The sequence below is a fragment of the Kosakonia sp. S57 genome (assembly GCF_016516575.1).
Lineage (GTDB): Bacteria > Pseudomonadota > Gammaproteobacteria > Enterobacterales > Enterobacteriaceae > Kosakonia > Kosakonia cowanii.
In genome coordinates this window covers 1-24,160 of the sequence record NZ_JACVUL010000024.1, presented here as the reverse complement: position 1 = coordinate 24,160, position 24,160 = coordinate 1, and the positions used below count along the sequence as shown (strand labels likewise).

Genomic DNA, 24,160 nt, shown 5'->3' with positions numbered 1-24,160 from the left:
TTAACGTTTTGCCTGCCAGATGCGGGTCTGGTAATCGCGGATCGAGCGGTCAGAGCTAAACATGCCGCAGCGCGCGGTATTGAGGATCGCCGCACGCGTCCAGGCCTCCTGGTCGCGATAGAGCACATCAACCTGCTTTTGCGCCTCGACATAGGCGGCGAAATCCGCCATCACCAGGTAGGGATCGCCGCCCTGTTTGCCGATGCTGTGCAGCATCTGGTCGAAGGCGTGCTTATCGCCGCCGCTATATTTCCCGCTCTCCAGCTCTTTCAGCACCGCATCCAGCAGCTTATCTTTTTTACGCCACTTGACCGGGTCGTAACCTTTCGCTTTTAACGCCTTCACCTGCTCAACGGTGTGACCGAAGATAAAGATATTCTCTTCGCCCACCTGCTCAGCAATTTCAACGTTAGCGCCATCCAGTGTGCCGACCGTTAATGCGCCGTTGAGCGCCAGCTTCATGTTGCCGGTACCGGAAGCCTCTTTGCCCGCGGTTGAGATCTGCTCGGAGACATCCGCCGCCGGGATCAGTTTTTCCGCCGCCGAGACGCAATAATCCGGCAGGAACACCACTTTCAGCTGGTCGCCAATCGACGCATCGTTGTTAATTACGTCTGCCACTTTGTTGATAGCGTAGATGATATTCTTCGCCAGGTAGTAACCCGGCGCCGCTTTTGCACCAAACAGGAAGACGCGCGGCACGCGGTTCGCCTGCGGGTTTTCGCGGATCTCCTTATAGAGCGCAATGATATGCAGCAGGCCAAGGTGCTGGCGTTTGTACTCATGCAAGCGCTTGATCTGGATATCGAAAATCGCTTCAGGGTTGATCACAATACCGGTGCGCGCTTTGACAAATTCCGCCAGCCGCACTTTGTTTTGCCGCTTGATATCGCGATAGTGCTGGCGAAACGTCGCATCGTCGGCGTACTTCTCAAGATTGATCAACTGATCGAGATCGTTGGCCCACTCTTTTTTCAGCGTCTTATCAAGCAGCGCGGCCAGCAGCGGGTTGCACTGCTTGATCCAGCGGCGCGGCGTAATGCCGTTGGTGACGTTATGGAATTTGCCCGGCCACAGCTGGTGGTATTCCGGGAAGAGATCTTTCACCACCAGATCCGAGTGCAGCGCCGCCACGCCGTTAACGGCAAAGCCGCCGACCACGCAGAGGTTGGCCATGCGCACCTGTTTGTCATGCACCACCGCCAGTTTTGCCCACACCGCTTTATTACCCGGCCAGGTCTGCTCAACCTGCGCTTTAAAGCGCTCATTGATGCGTTTGATGATCTGCATATGGCGTGGCAGCAGCGCTTTCACCAGCGACTCATCCCAGCGCTCCAGCGCTTCCGGCATCAGCGTATGGTTGGTGTAAGCAAAAGTACGGCTGGTGATCGCCCAGGCGTCATCCCAGCTCAGCTGATGCTCATCAAGCAGCACGCGCAGCAGTTCAGGAATGGCGATGGTTGGGTGGGTATCATTCAGTTGGATCACTTCGTAATCCGGCAGTTGCGCCAGCTTGCGTCCGGCCAGGTGATGGCGGCGCAGAATATCTGCTACCGAGCAGGCGCACTGGAAATATTGCTGCATCAGACGCAGCTTCTTACCGGCCTGATGGTTGTCGTTCGGGTAGAGCACTTTAGTGAGCTTTTCAGCGTCGATACCCGTTTGCTCCGCGCGCAGGAAGTCGCCGTCGTTGAATTTGGTGAGGTTAAACGGATGCGCGTGAGTTGCCTGCCACAGACGCAGCGGCTGGGTAATGCCGTTGCGGTAGCCAATCACCGGCAGATCCCAGGCTTCGCCCACGAGGGTAAAGGCCGGTTGCCACTGCCCCTCTTTACTCACTTTGCCGCCAATGTTGACCTGCACATCCAGCTGTTCGTTGTGGCGGAACCATGGGTAGCTGCGGCGGTGCCAGTCGTCCGGCGCTTCATGTTGCTGACCGTCGACAAAGGACTGGCGAAATAGCCCGTACTGGTAGTTCAGGCCATACCCGGTGGCGGGCTGACCAACGGTCGCCATTGAGTCGAGGAAACAGGCCGCCAGACGCCCCAGGCCGCCGTTACCGAGCGCCGGATCGATCTCCTCTTCCAGCAGATCGGTCAGCTGGATATCGTGCGCCTGTAATACGTCGCCGACCGCCTCATACCAGCCGAGGTTAAGCAGGTTGTTGCCCGTCAGGCGACCGATCAAAAACTCCATCGAGATGTAGTTAACGTGGCGCTGCTCCTTCGCCGCTTTTGGCGCAGGTTGCGCCGCCAACAGTTCCGCCAGCGCGCCGCTCACCGCATGCCACCACTGGCGAGTTGTCATTTCCGTTGCAGAGTGAACCCCAAAACGCTGCCACTGGCGCGTCAGGGCCGCTTCAAATTGCGCTTTATCAAACGTTGGCTTTGTCATAAAAATCCGGGTCCTGTGTGAAGATAATCGACATTAGCGCTAGTGTGCAGATCTACGGGAATCACGTCCTCATCCTGGCGGGGATTAGACAGGGAGGAGTAGCGGGGATGAGCAAAAAAGTGTGATCGCCGCCACCTAAAATTTTTATCGCACGGTGAGCCGATAATGAAATGCCGTTTCGGTAATAAATTGTTTTACGCGCGCAGAGAACGCGGCGAAATAATATTTTATGCGCGGCGAGGTTACCGTTTCGCTAATTGCGCGTTGCTTTTACGCGACCTATTAATATGGCCTATTTTTCTGCGGAAATTTGCCCGTTTTTACGCTGCTGCCCGCCCTGCCTGAGCTGAATTTATTCGGCACCTAAATGGAACTGTGACATAGTGCAAATTCACAATCGTCAGATCCGGACATAACTTGCAATATTTCCTCATCTGTCCGAACGTATTGAGATTAATTACGAAGCACAAAAAAAATCGCATCTCAGTTCTCCCTCACAGTGAAGTGATAACTATGTTGATTCCGTCCAAATTAAGTCGCCCGGTTCGTCTCGACCATACGGTGGTGCGCGAACGTCTGCTGGCGAAACTTTCCGGCGCCAACAATTATCGGCTTGCGCTGGTAACCAGCCCTGCGGGCTACGGCAAGACTACCCTCGTATCGCAATGGGCGGCGGGGAAAAGCGATGTCGGCTGGTTCTCGCTCGATGAGGGAGATAATCAGCAGGAGCGCTTCGCCAGCTACTTTATCGCCGCAGTGCAGCAAGCGACCGGCGGGCATTGCGCCAGCAGCGAAGTGATGGCGCAAAAACGCCAGTACGCCAGCCTGCCTTCACTCTTCTCACAGCTGTTTGTTGAACTGACCGAATGGCAGCGCCCGCTCTACCTGGTGATTGATGATTACCATCTGATTACCAACCCGGTGATCCACGATGCGATGCGTTTCTTCCTGCGTCATCAGCCGGAAAACCTGACCCTGATTGTGCTCTCGCGTAACCTGCCGCAGTTGGGGATTGCCAACCTGCGCGTGCGCGAACAGCTGCTCGAAGTGGGTAGCCAACAGCTGGCCTTCACCCACCAGGAGGCAAAGCAGTTTTTTGACTGCCGCCTGAATGCGCCGATCGAAGCGGCTGAGAGCAGCCGGCTGTGTGATGATGTCGCCGGCTGGGCCACGGCGCTCCAGCTGATCGCCCTCTCCGCCCGGCAAAACCACAGCGCACCGCACCACTCCGCGCGCCGCCTCGCAGGCATTAACGCCAGTCATCTCTCCGATTATCTGGTCGATGAGGTGCTCGATAATGTCGATCCCGCCACCCGCCAGTTTCTGCTTAAAAGCGCTCTGCTACGCTCAATGAACGATGCGCTGATTGTGCGCGTCACCGGCGAAGAGAACGGGCAGATGCGGCTGGAGGAGATTGAGCGTCAGGGGCTTTTTTTACAGCGCATGGATGACTCCGGCGAATGGTTTAGCTACCACCCGCTGTTCGGCAATTTCCTGCGCCAGCGCTGCCAGTGGGAGCTGGCGACGGAGCTACCCAATATTCACCGCGCGGCAGCCGAGAGCTGGATGGCGCAAGGCTTCCCGAGCGAAGCGATCCACCACGCGCTGGCGGCGGGCGACGGCGTGATGCTGCGCGATATCCTGCTCAATCACGCGTGGGGGTTGTTTAACCACAGTGAGCTGAGCCTGCTGGAGGAGTCGCTGAAAGCCCTGCCGTGGGAGAGCCTGCTGGAGAACCCGCGGCTGGTGCTGCTGCAGGCGTGGCTGATGCAAAGTCAGCATCGCTACAGCGAAGTGAACACCCTGCTGGCACGCGCCGAGCAGGAGATGACGACCCAGATGGATGCCTCGCTGCATGGCGATTTCAACGCCCTGCGCGCCCAGGTGGCGATTAACGATGGCGATCCGGTAGAAGCGGAACGGCTGGCAATGGTGGCGCTCGATGAACTGCCGCTGGCTAACTACTACAGCCGGATTGTCGCCACGTCGGTGCATGGCGAAGTGCTGCACTGCAAAGGCGAGCTGGCCAATTCGCTGGCGGTGATGCAGCAAACCGAGCAGATGGCGCGCCGTCACGATGTCTGGCATTACGCGCTGTGGAGCCTGATCCAGCAGAGCGAAATCCTCTTTGCGCAGGGCTTTTTGCAGGCCGCGTGGGAGATGCAGGAGAAAGCTTTCACGCTTATCCGCGAGCAGCATCTTGAACAGCTGCCGATGCATGAATTTTTACTCCGCATTCGCGCCCAGCTTCTGTGGGCGTGGGCGCGGCTCGACGAAGCGGAAGCCGCCGCGCGTCAGGGCATGGAGGTGCTCTCTGCGCTGCAACCGCAGCAGCAGTTGCAGTGCCTGGCGCTGATTGTGCAGGTCTCGCTGGCACGTGGCGATCTGGATAACGCCCGCAGCCATCTGCACCGGCTGGAGAACCTGCTCGGCAACGGTCAGTATCACAGCGACTGGGTATCGAACGCCGATAAAGTGCGAATGATCTACTGGCAAATGACCGGGGACAAAAACGCCGCCGCGCAGTGGCTGCGCCAGACGCCGAAACCGGCCTTTGCCAATAACCACTTCCTGCAAAGCCAGTGGCGCAACATTGCCCGCGCGCAGATCCTGCTGGGGGATTTTGACCCGGCGGAGATGGTGCTTGAGGAGTTAAACGAAAACGCGCGCAGACTGCGCCTGATGAGCGATATCAACCGCAACCTGCTGCTGCTCAACCAGCTTTACTGGCACGCCGGGCGCAAAAACGATGCCCAGCGCGTGCTGCTTGAAGCGTTGCAACTCGCCAACCGCACCGGGTTTATCAGCCACTTTGTGATTGAGGGTGAACCGATGGCGCAACAGCTGCGCCAGCTCATTCAGCTCAACACGCTGCCGGAGCTGGATCAGCACCGCGCCCAGCGCATTCTGCGCGAAATCAATCAGCATCACCGGCATAAGTTCGCCCACTTTGATGAGAGCTTTGTCGAGCGCTTACTGACGCACCCGGAAGTACCGGAGCTGATCCGCACCAGCCCGCTGACCCAGCGTGAATGGCAGGTGCTGGGGCTTATCTATTCGGGGTACAGCAACGAGCAGATCGCCAGCGAACTGGCTGTCGCCGCGACGACCATCAAAACCCATATCCGCAACCTCTATCAGAAGCTGGGCGTCGCCCACCGTCAGGATGCGGTGCAGCACGCCCAGCGGCTGCTGAAAATCATGGGTTATGGGGTATAACGGCTAGCAGAGTTCCAGTTGCACATTGTTGTGGCTGATCACCTGCATCACGCCTGAGGGCGGCATCACATCGGTGTAGACCGCATCGACAAGGCTGATGCTGCCCATATTGACCATCGCATTACGGCCAAACTTCGAGTGATCCACCACCAGCATCACATGGCGCGAGTTCTCAATGATCGCGCGCTTGGTGCGCACTTCATGGTAGTCAAACTCCAGCAGCGAGCCGTCTGCATCGATGCCGCTGATGCCCAGGATGCCGAAATCGAGGCGGAACTGGGAGATAAAATCGAGGGTCGCTTCGCCGACGATACCGCCGTCGCGGCTGCGCAGTTCGCCGCCCGCCAGAATGACGCGGAAATCTGACTTCTTCATTAAGGTATTAGCGACGTTAAGGTTGTTGGTGACCACCCGCAGTTCGCTGTGGTCGAGCAGCGCATGGGCGACCGCTTCCGGCGTGGTGCCGATATCGATAAACAGCGTCGCGCCATTGGGGATCTGCTCGGCCACGCGGCGGGCAATACGCTCTTTTTCCGCCGCCAGCGTCGTTTTCCGGTCGTGCCACGAGGTGTTTTCAGAGCTGGAAGGCAGCGCCGCACCGCCGTGGTGACGCAAGATTTTGTTCTGATCGGCCAGATCGTTCAGATCGCGGCGAATGGTCTGCGGGCTGACGGAGAACTGTTCGACCAGCTCTTCGGTGCTGACATATCCCTGTTGTTTAACCAGCTCGATAATCGCGTCGTGACGCTGTGTCTGTTTCATCATGTGTCCCTGGATAATTATGTTCGTTTTCGCACATTCTGCGAGTCCACCAGCGCCATCGCCAGGCCAATAACAATCCCTGCCGTATGCGCGCCGCTGGCAATGGCGAAGCCGGTTAAGCCGAACCATTCCGCCACCATCAGTAACACCGTAAAGATAAACAGGCCGTTCGGCAGCGCTACCTTCGGTTGCGGGTCGCGTATGCCGCGCAGCCAGACATAACCGATCAGCGCGTAGACCACGCCGGAGAGACCGCCGAACCAGGGGCCGGTAAGCTGGTGCTGCACAAAACCGCTCAACAGCGCGCTAATCAGCGTGATCACTACCAGCTTGCCGCTGCCGAGCCGCTTCTCCACCGCGCCGCCAAGATACCACCACCAGAAGAGGTTAAAGAGGATGTGCAGCAGCGAAAAGTGCATGATCGCGTGGGTGAAATAGCGCCATGCTTCAAAGCGCAGGCTCTCATCCCACGGCCAGGCGAGCCACGCCATCACCACTTCATCGCCCATCACGTTCATCAGCAGGAAGACGATAATGCAGAGCACGGAGATAGCGATGGTTAGCGGTCCGCCGCGCTCGCGCAGGGCGGCGGAAAGAGGGAAACGGCGGTAGTGCAAACCGCTGTCGGTCTGGCCGGATTGCCAGCTTGCCGCCAGATAGCGCGGATCGGCGGGGTTTTCCAGAAAGCGCGCCAGCTCTGTGCGCACGCGTTCGGCCTGGCTTTCGTCCGCCAGCCAGATGTCGGTCTGCTCATGGTGCTGGATCGTCAGGATAACGCCCTGAGTCTGCATATAGTCGACAAACGCCTGGGCGACGCGGGGGTTAGCAAAAGAGGTAATCATCAACATGACGGGCGTCGCTTAGTCCATACAAAGAGAGACAGTATAGCGGAGAGTCGCGCTTCGCCTAAAGCGTGCCGTGCTCGACTTCTGCCGGGAAGTGGCGATGCCATGCATCGAAACCACCATCGACGCTGTAGACCTCTTCAAAGCCCTGCTGCAACAGATACTGCGCGGCACCTTTACTGCTGTTGCCGTGATAGCACATCACCATCACCGGCGTATCGAAATCGTTGTCGCGCATAAACGCGCCCAGCGTGTCGTTGGTGAGGTGAAACGCGCCCGGCGTATGGCCCATCGCGAAACTCTGCGGATCGCGGATATCGACCAGCACGGCCTGCTGCTGCTGCAATTTCTGGTGGGTCTCTTCGACATTAATACATTCAAACTGATCCATGGCGTTCTCTTTATTGACACGAATTATGGCTAGGCTGCGACAAGTGTACGTCGTGACCCCGGTGATGCGCCATTATGTTATGCATATCACTCTAAATTGTTTTTTTGATGTTACCAAAAGCGCGTTCCTTTGCTATTATGAGCGATATCGAACATTTTTGAGCTTTTACGAAAGTGCGTGAGGATAGCATGGAAACCAAAGATCTGATTGTGATAGGCGGGGGCATTAACGGTGCCGGTATCGCGGTTGACGCCGCAGGGCGTGGTTTATCCGTGCTCATGCTTGAGGCTCAGGATCTCGCCTGCGCGACCTCCAGCAACAGCTCTAAATTGATTCACGGTGGCCTGCGCTACCTTGAACACTACGAATTCCGCCTGGTGAGCGAAGCGCTTGCCGAACGTGAAGTGCTGCTGAAAATGGCACCGCATATCGCCTTCCCGATGCGTTTCCGCCTGCCGCACCGCCCTCACCTGCGCCCGGCTTGGATGATTCGCATTGGTCTGTTTATGTACGATCACCTGGGTAAACGCACCAGCCTGCCGGCGTCGAAAGGGTTGCGATTTGGCTCAGAATCGGTGCTGAAACCGGAAATCGTGCGCGGATTCGAATATTCCGACTGCTGGGTTGATGATGCGCGCATGGTGCTGGCGAATGCGCAGATGGTTGAGCGTAAAGGCGGGAAAGTAATGACCCGCACCCGTGCCACCAGCGCGCGTCGTGAAAACGGCCTGTGGGTGGTGGAAGCGGAAGATATCGATACCGGCGAAAAATTTAGCTGGAAAGCACGCGGTCTGGTGAATGCCACCGGCCCGTGGGTGAAAGAGTTCTTCGATGACGGCATGAAACTGCCTTCGCCATACGGCATTCGCCTGATCAAGGGCAGCCACATTGTGGTGCCGCGCGCCCATGCGCAGAAGCAGGCCTACATCCTGCAAAACGAAGATAAACGTATTGTCTTTGTGATCCCGTGGATGGATGAGTTCTCCATTATCGGTACCACCGACGTTGAGTACCACGGCGACCCGAAAAACGTGAAGATCGACGAAGACGAGATCAATTACCTGCTCAATGTCTACAACGATCACTTTAAGAAACAGCTGACGCGTGAGGATATTGCCTGGACCTACTCCGGCGTGCGCCCGCTCTGCGATGACGAATCCGATTCACCGCAGGCGATCACCCGTGATTACACGCTCGATATTCATGACGAGAACGGCAAAGCGCCTCTGCTCTCTGTCTTCGGCGGGAAACTCACCACCTATCGTAAGCTGGCGGAGCATGCGCTGGAAAAACTGACGCCGTACTACAAAGGCATCGGCCCGGCGTGGACCAAAGAGTGCGTTCTGCCCGGCGGCGATATCAACGGCGATCGCGAGGATTACGCAGCGAAACTGCGCCGTAAATACCCGTTCATTAGCGAATCGCTGGCGCGCCATTATGCCCGTACCTACGGTAGCAACAGTGAACTGATTCTGTCGGGTATCACCAGCCTGGATGGCATGGGCGAGCACTTCGGTCATGAACTGTATGAAGCCGAACTGCGTTACCTGGTGGAGCATGAGTGGGTGCGTCGCCTCGACGATGCCATCTGGCGTCGTACGAAACTTGGCATGTGGCTGAGTGAAGAGGAGCAGGCGCGTGTGGCTCAGTGGCTAACGCGCAATAACAAAGCGGAACTCTCTTTAGCTTCTTAAGCGTTAAGATAAAAACCCGGTGGCCTGAAACCACCGGGTTTTCTTTTGCCTTTAGCTCAGCAGCGTAAAGGCGATCATCCCGATAATCGCACCGGTGGTGCCGAGGATGGTTTCCATCATCGTCCAGGTCTTCAGGGTTTGCGCTTCTGTCGCGCCGGTAAAGCGACCATAGAGCCAGAAACCGGCATCATTCACATGGCTCACCACAATCGAACCACCCGCGATACAGATGGAGAGTGCCGCCATCTGCGCGCCGTTGAAGTGCAGCTGTTCAATAACCGGCATTACCAGACCAACCGCGGTCAGACAGGCGACTGTCGCGGAACCCTGGATAATGCGCACCGCCGCCGCCAGCACAAAGCAGGTCAAGGCGATAGGTAAGCCCATGCCGGTTAACGCTTCACCGAGCGCCGGGCCAACGCCGGAGTCCACCAGCACCTGTTTGAAGACGCCGCCAGCACCAATTACCAGCAGAATAATCCCCGCTGGCTGTAGCGCCTGGCCGCAAATCTCCATCACCCGATCTTTTTCCATCCCCTGACGTACTGCCAGACCGTAAATCGCTACCAGGCAGGCAACCAGAATGGCGGTAAAGGGGTGACCGATAAACTCCATCCACTGATAGAGCGTGCTGCCTTCAGCCACGAAGCGCGCAGCGATGGTTTTCATTCCCACCAGCACCAGCGGCAGCAGGATCAGCGCGAGGCTGAAGCCAAACGACGGCATTTTGCCTTCGCCGAGATGCGGCTCGCTAACATCGTCCGGAATATGCAATTCAACGTGGCGGCTAATAAAGTTGCCCCACAGCGGCCCGGCGACCAGCATGCCCGGGATCGCAGCGCAGAGGCCAATCAGGATCATCCAGCCAAAATCTGCATGCATCTGCGAGGCGAGCAGCATCGGCGCAGGCCCCGGCAGCAGAAATGCCGCCGCTGCCGCAACGCCTGCGAACAACGGGATAACCAGTTTGACCAGGTTGGTGCCGGTGTGGCGCGCCATCGAGAAGGCAACGCTTATCAGCAGGACAATCGCCACTTCGAAGAAGAGCGGCAGGGCGCAAATCAGCCCGGCGAGGCCAATCGCATAGTGCGCGCGGCTGTGCCCGAAGGAGTTAAGCATTTTGACGGCGATTTGGTCCACCGCACCGGTCTCATGCAGGATTTTGCCGAACATCGCGCCTAGTGCTACCACAATGGCGAGGAACCCGAGCGTACCGCCCATCCCCTTTTCCATGGTCTGCGCGATTTTCGTTAGCGGCATACCGGAGAAGAGCCCGGCACCAATCGACACCACCATCAGCGCAACGAAAGCGTGCATTCGCGCTTTCATCACTAAAAACAGCAGCAGTAAAACAGAACCGACTGCGGTTAATACCAGCGTTAATGTACTCACTGCTCACGGCCTTTGGTTATCACTTCAATGGTGCTGGCGACCACGCCATCAAGCGGTTGGTCAATGTTCACCACCAGCACATCGCGTTCATCTTCGCCCGGCTCCTGCAGCGTTTCGAACTGGGTGACCAGCATCTGCGTTTTGAAGAAGTGGCCTTTACGCGCTTTCAGGCGGCTTTCGATAACATCGAATTCGCCCTTCAGGTAGATAAAGGAGAGGTTAGGATTACCGGCGCGCAGCTGGTCGCGGTAGTGCTTTTTCAGCGCCGAGCAGACGATCAGCGACACTTTGTTGGTGCGCTGCATAGCGAAGGCAGCGTCGTTCAGCGCCTGCAACCACGGTTTGCGGTCGTCATCATTCAGCGGCTCGCCGGAGGCCATCTTGTTGATGTTGCTCCGCGGATGGAGAAAGTCGCCGTCGAGAAACGCGGCTTTAAGCTGATACGCGACTTCGCTGGCAACCGCTGATTTGCCGCTGCCTGAAACGCCCATCAGAACGAAAACATGGTGATCAAGGTTTGTTGTGCTCAAAGGGTAGCCCCCACGGGTGCAAGAGTGATTGTTACGGGTAACTGTTATCGGTAACATTGTCCTGCCGCGATCCCAGAGAAGCAATATCCACAGCGGTCAGAGATAAATAAGTGTGAGCTACTTCAAATTTGTCAGACTAAATAGATCCACCCGGTGACAAAGTGAAACCTAAATCTAACATCTTTGGCGTAACTGCTTCACCACGGATACGCGCCAGCAGCCGTTCCGCACCAATGCGCCCCATGCGCTCACGCGGCGTCAGCACGCTTGCCAGACGCGGCTCCATCACCTGACCAATGTCATGCCCGTGGAACCCGGCAATCGCCATATCTTGTGGGATCTTCAGCCCCAGACGCTGGCACTCAAACGCGGCGCCGACGGCAAGGTCATCGTTAGTACAGAAAATCCCATCAAGCTGCGGATACTCGCGGCGCGCCTGGCGCATTAACTCAATGCCGGCGGTATAAGAGGAGGATTGTTCCACCATCACACTGTACGGCGTCAGCCCCGCATCCAGCATCGCCTGCTCGTACCCCTTCTGTTTGATGATAGTACGTTCATCCAGACGTGCACCGAGATAGGCAACGCGACGATGGCCGCGCGCAAGAATGGCGGCGGTAATTTGCCGGGCAGCCTCGAAATTATCAAAGCCAACGGCGATATCGAGGCAGGGAGATTTGCTGTCCATCAATTCCACAACCGGAATGCCCGCCACTTCGATCATTTTCAACGTGCGCGGCGTGTGGGTGCGTTCGGTGAGGATCAGTCCATCGATGTTCCAGGAGAGCATCGACTCCAGCCGCTCCTCCTCCATTTCCGCTTTGTAGCCATAGTGCGCCAGCATGGTTTGATAACCGTGCGCATCGGTGACGCTTTCAATGCCGCGAAGCACTTCAGCGAATACCTGGTTCGTCAAAGAGGGGAGAAGCACGCCAATGGCGCGGCTGGTGGCGTTGGAGAGAATATCGGGTGCGCGGTTGGGGATATAACCCAGTTCATCAAGGACAGCGGCGATTTTGCCCCGTAAAGCGACGGAAACCTGTTCCGGGTTACGCAAAAAACGGCTGACCGTCATTTTGGTCACGCCTACGCGATCGGCCACATCCTGTAGTACGGGTCTTTTCTTTTTCATCGCCCTGATAATTTACGCAAAAGAGAGGGGTGCGCAGTTTATCACGGACAATGCGCAATCCTGCGGTCAAAAACCCCAGGATTGCGCGATTTATTTACGCCACATCACACCGGCGGCAGATCGAAGAGCAGGATTTCGCTATCGCTGTCGGCATGTACTGAGATCGCCTGCTCATCCCAGATAGCGAGGCCATCACTGGTGGTCGCTTTGGTGCCATTAATGGTGACTTCACCTTTCACGACCTGGATCCAGACGCGGCGTTCGGCGGCGATCTGATGTACAGACTGCTCATCTTTCAGCAGCGCCCAGCGGTAAAGCTCCATATCCTGATGCACTTTCAGCGAACCGTCGCGCGCATCCGGCGAAAGCACCAGCTGTTTGCCCTGCGTAGCGTCAAAGCGGCGCTGCTCGTAGCGCGGCTCGATACCGTTAGTTTCCGGAATGATCCAGATTTGATACAGGCGCAGACGATCGGTTTTGCTCGGGTTGTATTCAGAGTGGCGTACCCCGGTACCGGCGCTCATGATCTGGAATTCGCCCGCCGGAACCTGCTCTTTGTTACCCATGCTGTCCTGATGCTCTACCGCACCTTCCAGTACATAAGTCAGGATTTCCATATCTTTATGCGGATGGGTCCCGAAGCCCTGCCCCGCATCGATAACATCATCGTTAATCACGCGCAGCGCTGAAAAACCCATGAAGTTCGGATCGTAATAGTTAGCAAACGAGAAGGTGTGCCAGGAGTCCAGCCAGCCATGGTTAGCGTGTCCGCGGTCATTTGCTTTGCGTAAGAAAATCATCTTGTTTACCCCGTCTGTTTTCGATGAGGTAAGTGTGGACGCAATCATTGCCCAATCATAGAGGGTGAAAATTGACTCCTCTGTTCAAAAAAAGTGAACAAGCGCAGAGGAGCCATTCAGCCTTATTTGGCGAGGGTTATCGTGGCAGGTGATGCCTGCTCAAACGCGCGTTCCAGCAGCTCAAGGTTGGTAAGAACGTCAGTTTCCTTGACGTAATTTTCCGCGCCGTTCGTCAGCGTTTCATAGAGCGTATCGTAGACGCGCCCGTAGTCGCCAGGCTCGGGCGTAATCTCTTCACGCACCGTTTCGCCCGCCTCGTTGACATACTCCAGAATGCCCACGCTGTCATCTGCGGCAAAGCCCGTATCGCCCGGCATGATATTCGCCTTCAGGCTGGTCTCCTGCTGATCGACGCCATATTTAACGAATGAGCCTTTACGACCATGGACGATAAATTTCGGGTAATCGATTTTGACCAGATGGCTGGTTTTCACAATCGCTTTCAGATCGCCATAGAAGAGTTGTGTTTCAAACGTATCGTCAGGATTGGCTTTATTGCGCAGGCTGCGAATGTCGTACGCGGCATGATCCGGGCGGCCAAACAGCGAGATAATCTGATCCATGGTGTGCACGCCGAGGCCATAAAACGAGCCATCCTGCGGCAGACCCGGCTTGCTTTCCGCTTGTGGGCGGTAGTAGTCAAAATGACTTTCGATCTCGACGATTTCACCCAGTTTGCCGCTCTCAATCACCTTTTTGGTGGTGAGGAAGCAGGAGTCGAAACGGCGATTCTGATACGGCGTCACCGTCAGGCCTTTGCTTTTCGCCAGCTCAAATAGCGTGATCGCTTCAGCCATGGTCGGCGTGAAAGGCTTCTCGACCAGCACGTTTTTACCCGCTTCCAGCGCGCGTTTTGCATAGTCGAAATGGCTATCAGCATGGGTACAGACGATCACCAGTTTGACCTGCGGATCGTTAAGCACTTCGTCCAGATCGCTGGTGAAGTGGATGTGCTGATAGTCGGGATGTTGCTCCTCTGGCTTCGGATGGCGGCGGAAGATGTGCGCCACGTGCCAGCTGGCTTTACGGTTGAGAACATAAGGCAGGTGATAACGGGTGGTGCTTTTACCAAATCCAATAAATGCGCAATGTAGAGTCATCGTGTCGTCCTTTGCAGAATATCTCTCTTTACCTTAGACCAGGCGCGGCGAGAGCTAAAACCAGAAGCTTCTATTTATCGATTATTGTTATGTTTTTAAGCCATTTATAAATTCCGATTTTTCTTCCGCGCTCTTGATCGCCACCCCTAATTCCCGCATAAAACACGCGGCAATATCCTTTTGCCCCTTTCATAAGTCAGAAGCACCCACCACGCAGGGAGTTGCGCGCAATACAGCATGGATAAGCACTACTGGTATTTAAATCTCGCTCTTGCTTTTTGGGCCTTCGCGCTGGGGAGCTGGTGCATTGACGCACGGCTCTGGGCACTGGTTGCGGCATCGCTAACGCTTCTCGGCTTCTTCTTACACTTTGTACAACATCAGGTTAACGCTATGTTTGGTAAAGAGAAAACCCCAAAAACGCCCCCACTACAACCGATTGCAGCCTCACTGATTAACGAAAAAGAGGCGCTGCGCGATGAGAAGCAGAACACGGTTGTTGCCAGCGGCACCAACTTTGTCGGCAACATTACCTCGAACGGGCAAGTGCATATTTACGGCACGCTTACCGGCAATATCGAAGCAAAAGACAACATTATCCGCATCATGCGCAACGGCGTGGTTGAAGGTAACCTCTCCTGTCGCGAGCTGTTTATTGATGGCACGGTGAACGGCGAGTGCAGCAGCGAAACGCTGAATATCGAAGAGAATGGCAACATCAACGGCACGCTGACCTACAGCGCGTTGACCATCAAGAAAGGCGGCACCTTCTCAGGCCAGGCAAAACTCACTGCGCCGATCGCAAAATTAAGCGTTGAGAAAGAGAAGAAGCGAGCCGCTGAATAGCAGGTAAAAAAAAAGCCAGCACCCGGCTGGCTAAGAAATACTGGAAGCAATGTGAGCAATGTCGTGCTTTCAGGATTACCGTACGGTTTCCCTGAACGCATGGCAATAATAATCATTATCATTCGCACTTGTCTACCCCCTGTGACAAAAAATGGCAGTTGACGCTTCGCCTGAAAGACCGGAATGTGAAAGCGAACCCAACCAACAGGAGAAGCAGGATGAGCGAGATAGTGATACGCCACGCTGAAATGCACGATGTCGAACCGTTACGACAGATTTACGCGCAGCCCGAGGTGTATCAAAACCTACTCCAGCTACCTCATCCCTCTTCCGACCACTGGCATAAACGCCTGACGCCGCAGCCGGGCCGCCGGGATCTGATTGCCACGCTTGATGAGCGGATAGCGGGCCATCTCGGTTTAATGGTCGAGCAGAACCCGCGTCGCAGCCACGTCGCCAGCTTTGGCATTATGGTTGCGCCGCAGTTTCAAAACCGCGGCGTCGCCAGCACGTTAATCAACGAGATGGTGCAATTGTGCGATAACTGGCTGCGCATCGACCGCATTGAGTTGTCGGTTTTCGCCGATAACGCACCCGCGCTGGCGGTCTACCGTAAGTTTGGTTTTGAAGTGGAAGGCACGGCGAAGCGTCATGCGCTGCGTAACGGCGAGTATGTCGATTCGTACTATATGGCGCGAATGAAGGGCTAAAAGATCCCTCTCCCGGTCGGGAGAGGGAAATTTCTTTAATATCCTGCGGTTAAATCATCTACTGAACGCGGATCGGACGCACCATACAGCGTGCCATCCGGCCCAACCATAATGCTCTGCGTACTGCCCATTGAGGCTTTCACCGCAACTTTCTGCCCCTTCTGCTCCAGCAGTTTCAGGGTGTCAGGGCTGAAGCCCTTCTCTACGCGCAGTTCGTCCGGCAACCACTGATGATGGAACCGTGGCGCATTGGTCGCTTCGGCAACGTTCATTCCATAATCGATGGTGTTCACTACCATTTGCAGCACGGTAGTGATAATGCGGCTGCCGCCAGGGCTACCGGTGACCAGCCAGGTTTTACCATCTTTCAACACAATAGTTGGCGACATGGATGAGAGCGGACGCTTGCCGGGCCCGATAGCATTCGCATCGCCGCCCACCAGGCCATAAACATTTGGCACGCCCGGTTTGGCGGAGAAGTCATCCATCTCGTTGTTCATCAGAATACCGGTATTACCGGCCACAATGCCGCTGCCAAACACGGTATTCAGCGTATAGGTCACCGCAACGGCATTCCCCTCTTTATCCACCACCGAGAAGTGTGTGGTCTGGTTACTCTCATAAGGTTCCAGCTTGCCAGGGCGGATCTGGCTGGAGGGGCGCGCTTTATTGACATCAATCTGTTCAGCAATCGATTTGGCGTACGCTTTGCTGGTTAGCGCCTGCCACGGCACTTTGACAAAATCGGGGTCGCCGAGGTATTCAGAGCGGTCGGCGTAGGCATATTTTTCCGCTTCCGCCATTACCTGCATCGCATCGGCGCTGCCGAAGCCATATTTCGCCAGGTCGAAATTCTCCAGGATGTTGAGGATCTGAATGATATGGATCCCGCCAGAGGATGGCGGCGGCATGGAGTAGACCTGATAACCGCGGTAGTCGCCGCTCACCGGCGTACGCTCAACGGCTTTATAATTTGCCAGATCCTCTTTGGTAATCAGCCCGCCGTTTTTGCTCATCTCCTGGGCGATCTGCTCTGCCGTTGTGCCTTTATAGAAACCATCCGGCCCCTTTTCAGCAATCAGCTCAAGGCTCTTCGCGAGGTTGGCTTGCACCAGCTTGTCGCCCTTCTTCAGCGGCTGGCCCTCTTTCCAGAAGATCGCCTTGCTGGTGTCGTGGTTCGGCAGCACTTCACTGCCGTAGGTTTTGAGATCGTCCGCCAGCGCATCGTTAACCGTGAAGCCCTGCTTCGCCAGTTTGATGGCAGGCTGCACCACCTTTTTCAGCGGCAGCGAGCCGTACTTCTCCAGCGCCAGCGAGAAGCCGGCGACCGTGCCGGGCGTACCGGAAGCGAGATGGGAGGTCAGGGATTTTTTGCTGTCCGGGTTGCCCTGTTCATCAAGGAACATATCGCGCGTAGCGGCTGCGGGCGCCATTTCGCGGAAATCGATCGCCGTGACCTTGCCCTCTTTGGTGCGGATCATCATAAACCCGCCACCGCCGAGGTTGCCCGCCTGCGGATGGGTCACCGCCAGCGCATAACCTACCGCGACCGCCGCATCGACCGCATTACCGCCCTCTTTGAGGATCTCCACACCCACGCGGGTCGCGGCCTCATCCACCGAAGCCACCATCCCCTGATGGGCTACTACCGGATGAAAGACATCGGCTTCTACCCCATACGAAACGGGGGCTGGCGCGGGTGCCTGAGCAGGCGGCGGCGCAGCGCCGACACTGAAACATGCTCCCGCCGTCAGCGCGGCGATTGCCGCCCAACGCGCAAACTGCTGTTTGATCATCGTCGTTCTCCACAAAGAAGGGCTACAGTTCCCGCTTAAGTCTGGTTCACAATACGCAAAAAATCATGGTCATGCAGGAATGCGACTAAACTTAGGGGCAGGCCTCAACGGGAGGAGATGAGAATGAAACGCCTTGTGATTGTGGCAGCACTGCTGCCGTTTACCGCTTTCGCACAGCCGCTTAACCCGACAAATAACCCGAATCAACCGGGATATGTCGTGCCAAGCCAGCAGCGTATGCAGACGCAAATGCTCAATCAGCAACAGCAGCAGCAAGGATTACTGAAACAGCAGCAGCAGACGCAGAGCCGCCAGCAGCAACAGAACCTGCAAATGCAGATGAACGATAACTCACAGCGAATAAGGCAGGCTCAGCCGGGGGAGCTCGACCCCGCCCACCAGCAAGTGCTCCCCAACAGCAACGGCGGGATGTTAAGCCAGGGCAGCAGTAGCGGTGGCGGGATGCTCAGCCAGCCGGGTAGTAACGACGCAGGAGCGTTAAGCCAGAGCGGCAGTAACGGTGGCGAAATGCTAAACCAGGGAAGCAGTAACGGCGGCGGGATGCTTCATCCGCAAAACAGCGCCAGTGGTTCGACCCTGCAGCAGCCGCATATGCTGCCGCAGACCCAAACGCAAAGTGGCGGCATGCTGCACAGCACACCGCAAACCACTACGCCTTAAGCGCCAAAGTGGGGCCCGATAGCGTCAATATTATCCGTACAGATGCAATCGACGCCCCACGCCAGCAACTCGGCCGCACGCGCCGGTTGATTCACCGTATAAACCAAAATGCGCAGACCGGCGTCGCGCAGCATGCGAACGCGCGCTTCATCAAGCAATTTGTGGTTGAGATGAATAGAGGTGCAGGCCAGGCGATCGGTCACTTCCTGCCAGTCATCGCGCCAGGCATCCAGCAGCAGACCGCGCGGCAGTTCCGGTGCAGCCTGTTGCGCCGCCTCCAGCGCGTCGTTCTCAAACGACGAGAGCAGCGGCGGGGTCATCTCTGACCATAACTCGCGGGCAGCAAACGCAACGGCTTTGCCCGTCAGCGGGCCGGTTCCGGTCGTCGGTTTGATTTCAATATTCGCCATCATGCCATGCTGCTGGCAGCGCTGCGCCACCTCCGACAGCAATGGCAACGTCTCGCCTTTAAACTCGCCGCTGTACCAGCTCCCGGCATCAACTTTCAGCAGATCGCTCCACGCCAGCTCGCCCGCCACGCCCCAGCCATTGCTGGTGCGCTCCAGGTTGTCATCATGCAGCAGGAAGATCTGCCCATCTTTTGATAATTTGGCGTCAAATTCGATCATTGTGTGGCCATATCTGGCGCCGACATCGATCGCTGCCAGGGTGTTTTCCGGAGCCAGTTTTCCACCGCCGCGATGGGCGACGATGCGGGGATAGGGCCAGTTATTCATACGCGTTGTCCTGTTTCACCATCGAATAAGTGCAGGTGATGTTCCGCCAGATGCAGCCACAGCGTGCTGCCGGGTGCGGGGCGCTCCTGATGCGACAGACGCGCCACCAGTTTCTGCTCACCCCAGCGGCCATGGGCCAGATTATCCGCGCCGAGCATCTCCAGCGTATCCATCACCAGCGGTACGCCGCCTGCGGCTTGTGAGCTTAACGCAATATGTTCCGGGCGGATACCCAGCGTCATTTTCCGCCCGGCATAGCCGCGATAGTGCCAGTTAATCGGCAATGCCATGCCGCTTGCCAGCTCAAAGTGAGTGCCGGTCTGGCTGATGTGCCCATCGAGTAAATTCATCGCCGGGCTGCCGATAAAGCTCGCGACAAAGCGGCTGGCGGGCTTTTCATACACCTCAACCGGCGTACCGATCTGCTCGGCGACGCCTTTGTTCATCACCATCACGCGCTGCGCCAGCGTCATCGCTTCCACCTGATCGTGGGTGACATAGAGCGAGGTAGTGTTAAGGCGTCGGTGCAGATGCTGCAACTCAAGGCGCATCTGCACGCGCAGCTTGGCATCAAGGTTGGAGAGCGGCTCATCAAACAGGAAAACCGCCGGATCGCGCACAATCGCGCGGCCCATCGCCACGCGCTGGCGCTGACCGCCCGAAAGCTCACGTGGTCGACGCTTCAGCAGGCCTTCAAGCTCCAGAATACGCGCCGCTTCCGCCACGCGTCCGGCAATATGCGCTTTGCCCATACCGCGGATTTTCAGTCCCCAGGCCATGTTCTCCTCCACGCTCATGTGCGGATAGAGGGCATAGTTCTGGAACACCATCGCGATACCGCGATCTTTCGGCTCCTTCTCCGTCACGCGCTGGCGGTCAATCCAGATATCGCCGCCGGAGACGCGCTCCAGCCCGGCAACCATGCGCAGCAGCGTCGACTTTCCGCAGCCCGACGGGCCAACCATGACAATAAATTCGCCGTCGGCCACATCCAGCGTCAGCGGTTCAATCACCTGGGTTTTACCGCCGTCCCAACTTTTTGTCACTGCCTGTAATTTTAGAGATGACATCTTATTTCTCACTGTCGACCAGACCGCGCACAAAGGCGCGCTGCATGGTTAAAACGATAACAACCGGGGGGATCAGCGTCAGCAGCATCGCGGCCATCACCTGGTTCCACTGCGTCGTGCCTTCGCCGCTCGACATCATCCCTTTAACGCCCGCCACGGCGGTGCCAAGGTTGACGTCGCTGATGATCAACAACGGCCATAGATACTGGTTCCAGCCGTAGATAAAGGTGATGACGAACAGCGCCGCAAGATTGGTGCGCGACAGCGGCAGCACAATGTCGCGGAAAAAGCGCATCGGCGAGGCACCATCAATGCGCGCGGCTTCGATTAGTTCATCCGGCAGCGTCATAAAGAACTGACGGAAGAGAAAAGTCGCGGTAGCAGAGGCCATCAGTGGCAAGGTGAGGCCGGTATAGCTGTCGAGCATCTTAAGATTGGCGATCACTTCCACCGTCGGGAAGATGCGCACCTCTACTGGCAGCATCAAGGTACTGAAGATCATCCAGAAGAAGAGGTTTCGCAGCGGAAAACGAAACCAGACGATGGCGAAGGCCGAGAGGATCGAAACTGAGATTTTCCCTACGGTTATCACCAGCGCCATGATGAAACTGTTAGTCAGCATCAGCCAGAAGGGCGCGCTGTGGGGACCGACGCCGTTAATCCAAATCGCGCGCAGGTTCTCCCACAGATGGCCGCCGGGGATCAGCGTCATCGGCGTGTCGTACACCGCGTTGTTATCAAGCGTGGCAGTGACAAACGCGACGTAGAGCGGAAACAGCACCACCGCAACGCCTAAGATAAGCATGATATGGCTGAACAGCGTCAGCCCTGGGCGATTCTCAATCATTGGTAGCGCACCTTACTTTCGACATAACGGAACTGCACCACCGTCAGCACAATCACCAGCACCATCAGGATCACCGACTGCGCCGCAGAGGTGGAGAGATCCAGCCCGGCAAACCCTTCGCGGTAAATCTTATAGATAAGCGTAGTGGTCGCCTGCACCGGGCCACCGGCGGTCGCCGCATCGATAACCGGGAACGTATCGAAAAAGGCGTAGACGAGGTTGACCACCAGCAGAAAGAAGCTCACGGGTGCGATCAGCGGCAGTGAAAGCTTGAAGAAACGGCGAATGGGTCCTGCGCCATCAATGGCAGCGGCTTCCACCAGCGAGCGGGGAATGGACTGCAACGCGGCGAAGAAGAAGAGGAAGTTGTAGCTGATCTGCTTCCAGACCGAGGCAAACACCACCAGAAACATCGCCTGACCACTGTTCTGTGCATGGTTCCAGTCATAGCCGAACTGCTCAAGGAAGTGTGTAATCAACCCGCGTCCGGGATTGAACAAAAAGATCCACAATACGGCGGCAACGGCAGGTGCCACGGCATAGGGCAGCAGCATCAACGTCTGGTAGATGCGGCTGCCGCGCACCACGTTATCCACCAGCGCGGCAAAGAACAGCGAGACAAACAGGCCGCTGAAGGTGACCATCGCGCTAAAACGGATCGTCGTCCAGAAGGCGTCGAGGTAGTAGCTGTCGTGGAACAGCGCGGTAAAGTTATCCAGCCCGACAAACTGACTGGAGAGACCAAAGGGATCGACGCTCTGCACGGAGTACCACAGCGCTTCGCCCGCAGGCCAGAGAAAGAAAATCACTGTAATCGCCAGCTGCGGCGCGACGAGCAGATAGGGTAGCCAGCGTGAACGAAACACCGGACGGGATGCGGACATAGCAAGACTCTTTTTGAAAATGCCGGGGGGCGGCGACGCGATAGATTGACCGATTTACAGGCCGGACAAGCGCTGCGCTTATCCGGCCCTTAACTGATTAAGACTTGGTCGACTGCTGGAAGCGGCGCAGCAACTGGTTACCGCGCTCAACCGCAGAGTCCAGCGCCTGTTGCGGGGTCTTCTTACCGGTCCACACGCTCTCCAGCTCTTCATCAAGCACGGTGCGGATCTGCGGCATATTGCCCAGACGCAGCCCTTTGGTGAAGGCCAACGGCGGCTTGTTCAGCATCTGGCGCGTGGCGATATCCGCCCCCGGGTTTTTATCATAGAAACCCTGCTGGCGCGTCAGCTCGTACGCGGCCTTGGTGACAGGCAGATAACCGGTTTTCTGATGCCACTCGGCAGCGATTTCCGGCTTGGTCAGGAAGTCGAGGAACTGCGCCACGCCTTTGTAAGTCGCGTCATCTTTGCCCTTCATTACCCACAGGCTGGCACCGCCGATAATGGCGTTTTGTGGCGCGCCCTTCACGTCGGCGTCGTACGGCATCATGCCGACACCGTAGTTAAATTTCGCATAGTGGCGAATATCCGCCAGCGAACCGGATGAGGCGGTGGTGATGCCGCAGTCGCCGTTATAGAACTTCTCGGTGGATTCATCTTTACGGCCGAAGTAGCTGAATTCGCCCTTCTTATTCAGCTCTTCCAGCATGGCGATATGTTTCACCTGCTCCGGCTTGTTGAACTCCAGTACCGCATCGGTACCGTCGAAACCGTTGTTTTTAGTGGCGACCGGCAGACCGTGCCAGGCGCTAAAGTTCTCGATCTGGATCCAGCCCTGCCAGCCGCTGGCGTAACCGCACTTCATGCCCGCCGCTTTTAGCTTCGCGGTGTAGGCTGCCAGATCCTGCCAGGTCTTTGGCGGTTGATCCGGGTTCAGACCTGCTTTTTTGAAAGCATCTTTATTGTAATAAAGCACTGGTGTGGAGCTGTTAAACGGTTGAGAGAGCAGATGGTCGGTTTTTGAATCGGTGTAGTAACCCGCAACGGTCGGCACAAACTGGCTTTCGTCAAAGGTGATATCCGCATCTTTAAAGACCTCGTAAACCGGCTTGATCGCTTTAGAGGCCATCATCGTTGCGGTGCCAACCTCGTAAACCTGCAGCAGCGCTGGCGCATTGCCGGTGCGGAAGGCGGCAATGCCCGCGCTCAGGTTCTGCTCGTAGTTGCCTTTATAGACCGGAACGATTTTGTAGTCGGGGTGGGTATCATTAAAACGTTGCGCCAGGGAGTCGACCTCTTTGCCTAACTCGCCCTCCATGGAGTGCCAGAACGGGATAGTGGTTACGGCCATGGCATTGCCAGCAAAAACAAATCCCAGCGCCAGACCCAAAGCTGTATGTCGTAACGTCGTCATTGTGCTCTCTCTTGTTATACGGGATGCGCGATATCACGCGTTTTGTGCTCGCGAGGTAACATGACACGCTCGAATGACAGAAAAATAACTTTTTAATTACAAAAGCATGACAGCCAGGCGTCAGGCAGATGTCGGGCAAGTGATGGAAAGATGAAGGAAAAATGGCGGTTCAGACAAAGGGCTTCCCGGCGAACCAGGAAGCCCTTTAAGCGGCGCTCGAAGGCAACGCTGCAACAACATCATCGCACCAGAAAGGCAGGGATTGCTCCCTGCCCCAGGTCGCTACTTACCGGATTCGTAAGCCATCAAAGCCGCCACCTCTCTCTCCTTATCCCGGTAGCGAAGCTCGCACAGGGATTTGCGGGTCAGATAGGTGAATATCAACAGCGTGAAGCAGAGAATAAACACGCAGCAGATAAAAGTTTGCGGGATTTTCATCGCCTATAACTCCTTGCCTTTCAGCAGGTAAGAGGCTACGCTGACGTTGTCTGAGCGTTAGTGTAGCCTCGGGTTAATTGAAAAATTGACTCGGGGCTTTCATCTTTCTGCCTCACAACATTTCTGCATAACTTCCTAAAGCACAGCCATGAGGCAAAAAGCCTCAAGCGCCGCCCGCATCATATCCCGGCCATACGCCATACTTCATGGCTGAAATATATTTTTCAGATTTAAACCCGATCGCTGATGTTGCTGTTTTCGCTAATAAAAAAGGGCTTCCCGGCGAACCAGAAAGCCCTTATTTGCGCAGCTTCACTTCCTTGCCTTTCAGCAGGTAAGAGGCTACGCTGACGTTGTCTGAGCGTCGGTGTAGCCTCGGGTTAATTGAAAAATTGACTCGGGGCTTTCATCTTTCTGC

The 24,160-nt window shown here is 56.4% G+C and carries 20 protein-coding genes and 1 pseudogene; 5 read left to right on the top strand and 16 right to left on the bottom strand.

Annotation, left to right across the window (positions count from 1 at the left end):
* Positions 1 to 2,394, bottom strand: coding sequence for a maltodextrin phosphorylase (gene malP, locus IAE48_RS19875; protein WP_200135366.1), 2,394 nt, complete (start codon positions 2,392 to 2,394; stop codon positions 1 to 3).
* 513 nt (positions 2,395 to 2,907) lie between these two features.
* Between malP and malT the strand changes: the two genes are divergently transcribed.
* Entirely contained in the window at positions 2,908 to 5,613 is a 2,706-nt protein-coding gene (gene malT, locus IAE48_RS19870; protein WP_200135365.1) for an HTH-type transcriptional regulator MalT, read from the top strand.
* 3 nt (positions 5,614 to 5,616) lie between these two features.
* On the opposite strand, the gene IAE48_RS19865 is transcribed toward malT, so the two are convergent.
* From IAE48_RS19865 to glpE, 3 genes are read right to left on the bottom strand one after another with little or no spacing between them, the layout of a single operon-like run.
* Positions 5,617 to 6,375 (bottom strand): DeoR/GlpR family transcriptional regulator, encoded by a 759-nt coding sequence (locus tag IAE48_RS19865; RefSeq protein WP_200135391.1) that lies wholly within the window; start codon positions 6,373 to 6,375, stop codon positions 5,617 to 5,619.
* Positions 6,376 to 6,392: 17 nt separating this feature from the next.
* Complete coding sequence (gene glpG / locus IAE48_RS19860; RefSeq protein WP_200135364.1) at positions 6,393 to 7,223, bottom strand: rhomboid family intramembrane serine protease GlpG; 831 nt, start codon at positions 7,221 to 7,223, stop codon at positions 6,393 to 6,395.
* Positions 7,224 to 7,281: 58 nt separating this feature from the next.
* Positions 7,282 to 7,611 carry a thiosulfate sulfurtransferase GlpE gene (gene glpE, locus IAE48_RS19855; protein WP_023482002.1) on the bottom strand — a complete coding sequence of 110 codons (330 nt, stop codon included), beginning with the start codon at positions 7,609 to 7,611 and terminating at the stop codon, positions 7,282 to 7,284.
* A 188-nt stretch (positions 7,612 to 7,799) separates the two neighbouring features.
* Here glpE and glpD point away from each other — a divergent pair, with 188 nt between their 5' ends.
* A complete protein-coding gene (glpD, locus tag IAE48_RS19850; RefSeq protein ID WP_128481976.1) occupies positions 7,800 to 9,305 on the top strand; it encodes a glycerol-3-phosphate dehydrogenase in 1,506 nt (501 codons plus the stop codon).
* 51 nt (positions 9,306 to 9,356) lie between these two features.
* On the opposite strand, the gene gntU is transcribed toward glpD, so the two are convergent.
* The 5 genes from gntU to IAE48_RS19825 all read right to left on the bottom strand — a co-directional run bounded on the left by gntU (position 9,357) and on the right by IAE48_RS19825 (position 14,319).
* The gene (gene gntU / locus IAE48_RS19845) at positions 9,357 to 10,697 is read right to left on the bottom strand and encodes a gluconate transporter (protein WP_094422401.1); all 1,341 of its coding nucleotides are present in this window, start codon (positions 10,695 to 10,697) and stop codon (positions 9,357 to 9,359) included.
* Positions 10,694 to 11,227 carry a gluconokinase gene (gene gntK / locus IAE48_RS19840; protein ID WP_054802636.1) on the bottom strand — a complete coding sequence of 178 codons (534 nt, stop codon included), beginning with the start codon at positions 11,225 to 11,227 and terminating at the stop codon, positions 10,694 to 10,696. The genes gntU and gntK overlap by 4 nt, the downstream gene beginning before the upstream one ends.
* A gap of 136 nt (positions 11,228 to 11,363) precedes the next feature.
* Entirely contained in the window at positions 11,364 to 12,359 is a 996-nt protein-coding gene (gene gntR / locus IAE48_RS19835) for a gluconate operon transcriptional repressor GntR (RefSeq protein ID WP_042712859.1), read from the bottom strand.
* A gap of 104 nt (positions 12,360 to 12,463) precedes the next feature.
* Positions 12,464 to 13,159: a pirin family protein gene (locus tag IAE48_RS19830; protein ID WP_023482050.1), complete on the bottom strand. Its 696-nt coding sequence runs from the start codon at positions 13,157 to 13,159 to the stop codon at positions 12,464 to 12,466.
* Positions 13,160 to 13,281: 122 nt separating this feature from the next.
* On the bottom strand, positions 13,282 to 14,319 hold the full coding sequence (locus IAE48_RS19825) for an oxidoreductase (protein WP_200135363.1): 1,038 nt from the start codon (positions 14,317 to 14,319) through the stop codon (positions 13,282 to 13,284).
* Between the two features lie 237 nt (positions 14,320 to 14,556).
* Here IAE48_RS19825 and IAE48_RS19820 point away from each other — a divergent pair, with 237 nt between their 5' ends.
* Positions 14,557 to 15,165 (top strand): polymer-forming cytoskeletal protein, encoded by a 609-nt coding sequence (locus IAE48_RS19820; RefSeq protein WP_200135362.1) that lies wholly within the window; start codon positions 14,557 to 14,559, stop codon positions 15,163 to 15,165.
* 218 nt (positions 15,166 to 15,383) lie between these two features.
* Complete coding sequence (gene yhhY, locus IAE48_RS19815) at positions 15,384 to 15,875, top strand: N-acetyltransferase (RefSeq protein WP_200135361.1); 492 nt, start codon at positions 15,384 to 15,386, stop codon at positions 15,873 to 15,875.
* A 35-nt stretch (positions 15,876 to 15,910) separates the two neighbouring features.
* Here yhhY and ggt read toward each other — a convergent pair whose 3' ends face one another.
* Positions 15,911 to 17,671, bottom strand: coding sequence for a gamma-glutamyltransferase (gene ggt, locus IAE48_RS19810; RefSeq protein ID WP_200135360.1), 1,761 nt, complete (start codon positions 17,669 to 17,671; stop codon positions 15,911 to 15,913).
* A 123-nt stretch (positions 17,672 to 17,794) separates the two neighbouring features.
* On the opposite strand from ggt, the pseudogene IAE48_RS24165 reads away from it, so the two are divergent.
* A pseudogene (locus IAE48_RS24165) lies at positions 17,795 to 18,217 on the top strand (DUF2756 family protein); the annotation flags it as partial.
* Between the two features lie 131 nt (positions 18,218 to 18,348).
* On the opposite strand, the gene ugpQ reads toward IAE48_RS24165, so the two are convergent.
* From ugpQ to IAE48_RS19775, 6 genes are all read right to left on the bottom strand, one after another.
* Entirely contained in the window at positions 18,349 to 19,089 is a 741-nt protein-coding gene (ugpQ, locus tag IAE48_RS19800; protein WP_200135359.1) for a glycerophosphodiester phosphodiesterase, read from the bottom strand.
* Positions 19,086 to 20,159 (bottom strand): sn-glycerol-3-phosphate import ATP-binding protein UgpC, encoded by a 1,074-nt coding sequence (locus IAE48_RS19795; protein ID WP_200135358.1) that lies wholly within the window; start codon positions 20,157 to 20,159, stop codon positions 19,086 to 19,088. The genes ugpQ and IAE48_RS19795 overlap by 4 nt, the downstream gene beginning before the upstream one ends.
* 1 nt (position 20,160) lies before the next feature.
* Positions 20,161 to 21,006 (bottom strand): sn-glycerol-3-phosphate ABC transporter permease UgpE, encoded by an 846-nt coding sequence (ugpE, locus tag IAE48_RS19790; RefSeq protein WP_200135357.1) that lies wholly within the window; start codon positions 21,004 to 21,006, stop codon positions 20,161 to 20,163.
* Entirely contained in the window at positions 21,003 to 21,890 is an 888-nt protein-coding gene (gene ugpA / locus IAE48_RS19785; protein WP_094422415.1) for a sn-glycerol-3-phosphate ABC transporter permease UgpA, read from the bottom strand. The genes ugpE and ugpA overlap by 4 nt, the downstream gene beginning before the upstream one ends.
* 97 nt (positions 21,891 to 21,987) lie before the next feature.
* A complete protein-coding gene (ugpB, locus tag IAE48_RS19780) occupies positions 21,988 to 23,304 on the bottom strand; it encodes a sn-glycerol-3-phosphate ABC transporter substrate-binding protein UgpB (protein WP_200135356.1) in 1,317 nt (438 codons plus the stop codon).
* Positions 23,305 to 23,586: 282 nt separating this feature from the next.
* Positions 23,587 to 23,742 (bottom strand): type I toxin-antitoxin system Hok family toxin, encoded by a 156-nt coding sequence (locus IAE48_RS19775; RefSeq protein WP_023482078.1) that lies wholly within the window; start codon positions 23,740 to 23,742, stop codon positions 23,587 to 23,589.
* Positions 23,743 to 24,160 lie beyond the last annotated feature (418 nt).

Bases quoted from the DNA above. Each gene is read 5' to 3' on its own strand.
- ugpB (WP_200135356.1), bottom strand. From the start codon at position 23,304: ATGACGACGTTACGACATACAGCTTTGGGTCTGGCGCTGGGATTTGTT.
- glpE (WP_023482002.1), bottom strand. From the start codon at position 7,611: ATGGATCAGTTTGAATGTATTAATGTCGAAGAGACCCACCAGAAATTG.
- IAE48_RS19820 (WP_200135362.1), top strand. From the start codon at position 14,557: ATGGATAAGCACTACTGGTATTTAAATCTCGCTCTTGCTTTTTGGGCC.
- glpG (WP_200135364.1), bottom strand. From the start codon at position 7,223: ATGTTGATGATTACCTCTTTTGCTAACCCCCGCGTCGCCCAGGCGTTT.
- IAE48_RS19825 (WP_200135363.1), bottom strand. From the start codon at position 14,319: ATGACTCTACATTGCGCATTTATTGGATTTGGTAAAAGCACCACCCGT.
- malT (WP_200135365.1), top strand. From the start codon at position 2,908: ATGTTGATTCCGTCCAAATTAAGTCGCCCGGTTCGTCTCGACCATACG.
- IAE48_RS19830 (WP_023482050.1), bottom strand. From the start codon at position 13,159: ATGATTTTCTTACGCAAAGCAAATGACCGCGGACACGCTAACCATGGC.
- ggt (WP_200135360.1), bottom strand. From the start codon at position 17,671: ATGATCAAACAGCAGTTTGCGCGTTGGGCGGCAATCGCCGCGCTGACG.
- ugpE (WP_200135357.1), bottom strand. From the start codon at position 21,006: ATGATTGAGAATCGCCCAGGGCTGACGCTGTTCAGCCATATCATGCTT.
- IAE48_RS19865 (WP_200135391.1), bottom strand. From the start codon at position 6,375: ATGAAACAGACACAGCGTCACGACGCGATTATCGAGCTGGTTAAACAA.
- yhhY (WP_200135361.1), top strand. From the start codon at position 15,384: ATGAGCGAGATAGTGATACGCCACGCTGAAATGCACGATGTCGAACCG.
- ugpQ (WP_200135359.1), bottom strand. From the start codon at position 19,089: ATGAATAACTGGCCCTATCCCCGCATCGTCGCCCATCGCGGCGGTGGA.
- IAE48_RS19795 (WP_200135358.1), bottom strand. From the start codon at position 20,159: ATGTCATCTCTAAAATTACAGGCAGTGACAAAAAGTTGGGACGGCGGT.
- ugpA (WP_094422415.1), bottom strand. From the start codon at position 21,890: ATGTCCGCATCCCGTCCGGTGTTTCGTTCACGCTGGCTACCCTATCTG.
- gntR (WP_042712859.1), bottom strand. From the start codon at position 12,359: ATGAAAAAGAAAAGACCCGTACTACAGGATGTGGCCGATCGCGTAGGC.
- malP (WP_200135366.1), bottom strand. From the start codon at position 2,394: ATGACAAAGCCAACGTTTGATAAAGCGCAATTTGAAGCGGCCCTGACG.
- IAE48_RS19775 (WP_023482078.1), bottom strand. From the start codon at position 23,742: ATGAAAATCCCGCAAACTTTTATCTGCTGCGTGTTTATTCTCTGCTTC.
- glpD (WP_128481976.1), top strand. From the start codon at position 7,800: ATGGAAACCAAAGATCTGATTGTGATAGGCGGGGGCATTAACGGTGCC.